This window comes from Paraburkholderia silvatlantica, from assembly GCF_003096715.1.
GTDB classification, from domain to species: domain Bacteria; phylum Pseudomonadota; class Gammaproteobacteria; order Burkholderiales; family Burkholderiaceae; genus Paraburkholderia; species Paraburkholderia silvatlantica.
This window is the reverse complement of sequence record NZ_QEOL01000078.1, coordinates 1-1,176: the sequence shown is the minus strand read 5'-3', so window position 1 is coordinate 1,176 and position 1,176 is coordinate 1. Positions and strand designations below refer to the sequence as shown.

Below are 1,176 nucleotides of genomic sequence, written 5' to 3'. Positions count from 1 at the left end.
GCCCGGAATTCCGCAGGGTATGGGGTACGATGCTTGCCCATTTCCGGCACCTCCTTCTCAAAAGAATAGGTGTCCGTTTTTCTGGGTCAATCTCAGACTCTGATATTCATGCGATGGAATCCAAGCTGATTGCACGTGGCGTAGTGCGAACGGCGATCATGACCTTCGACAATTTCGGCCAGATGCTGCGCTGGGGAGACGAGCGGCAGCCATGGCGCCGATTACTGATCGATGGTAATCCCGTCAATCTGGTCGACATGAACAAGCTGATCCCTGACAACTACGAGGAAGAGCGCGAGCGCAGATTGTCATTGGATGAAATCCGGCAATTGGCCCATATCCTTTCTCGCGCAAGGGCCGAGTACGCCGCGGCGCCGACAGGCACCAGACACACCCTGCAGCATCCTCTGAAACGCGAAACCGAGCTTGCGTTATGGATATGCCTGAGCACCCTCTGCCGCATCGGTGAATTGCTCGTGGCCAAGCGACAGCATGTCAATCTACAAGACGGCACATGGTACATCCCGCGCTCGAATGTGAAGGGGCAGCGGCAACACCGGCGGGAGTATCTCGTCTTCTTGTCTGACTTTGCCCGCCAGAAATTTACCGAGCTACTGGCACTATCCGGCGATTCCGAGTGGTTGTTTCCGGCTCGGAACAAGGCGAAGGGAGATACTCACGTCTGCAAGAAATCGGTCAGCAAACAGGTGGGCGACCGCCAAACGCGTTTCCAGAATCGCAGCAAGCCGCTTACCAAGCGCCGAAATGACGATAGTCTCGTGCTTTCAGATGGGGCCAACGGCAATTGGACACCACACGATCTGCGGCGAACCGGGGCTACCATGATGCAAGAACTCGGTATTCCACTCGATGTCATCGACCGTTGTCAAAACCATATCGTGGCGGGCCCTAAAGTTCGCCGACACTATCTGCTCTATGAGTATGCGGCCGAGAAAACGGCCGCATGGAAGAAATTGGGAGACAAGCTCGCCGCGAGCCTATCTGAGACTCCAAGTGCTTCCGTATCAGGCCCCTCCACAAAACACCCAACATAAAGTCCATAGCCGAACGACGCGTTGAGATCGTCGAGTAGCGCAAGGGAATTGCACCCTCACGCTCTCACGGATCCGGACGTGAATCTCTCGATTCATCCGGCTCTTATCGTCCAACCGCCGC

1 protein-coding gene is annotated in these 1,176 nt (G+C 55.7%); it reads left to right on the top strand.

The features are described from left to right. Positions 1 to 1,055, top strand: a 1,055-nt coding sequence (locus C7411_RS36835; protein WP_243413483.1) for a site-specific integrase, incomplete at its 5' end; no start/stop codon positions are given. Positions 1,056 to 1,176: the final 121 nt, after the last annotated feature.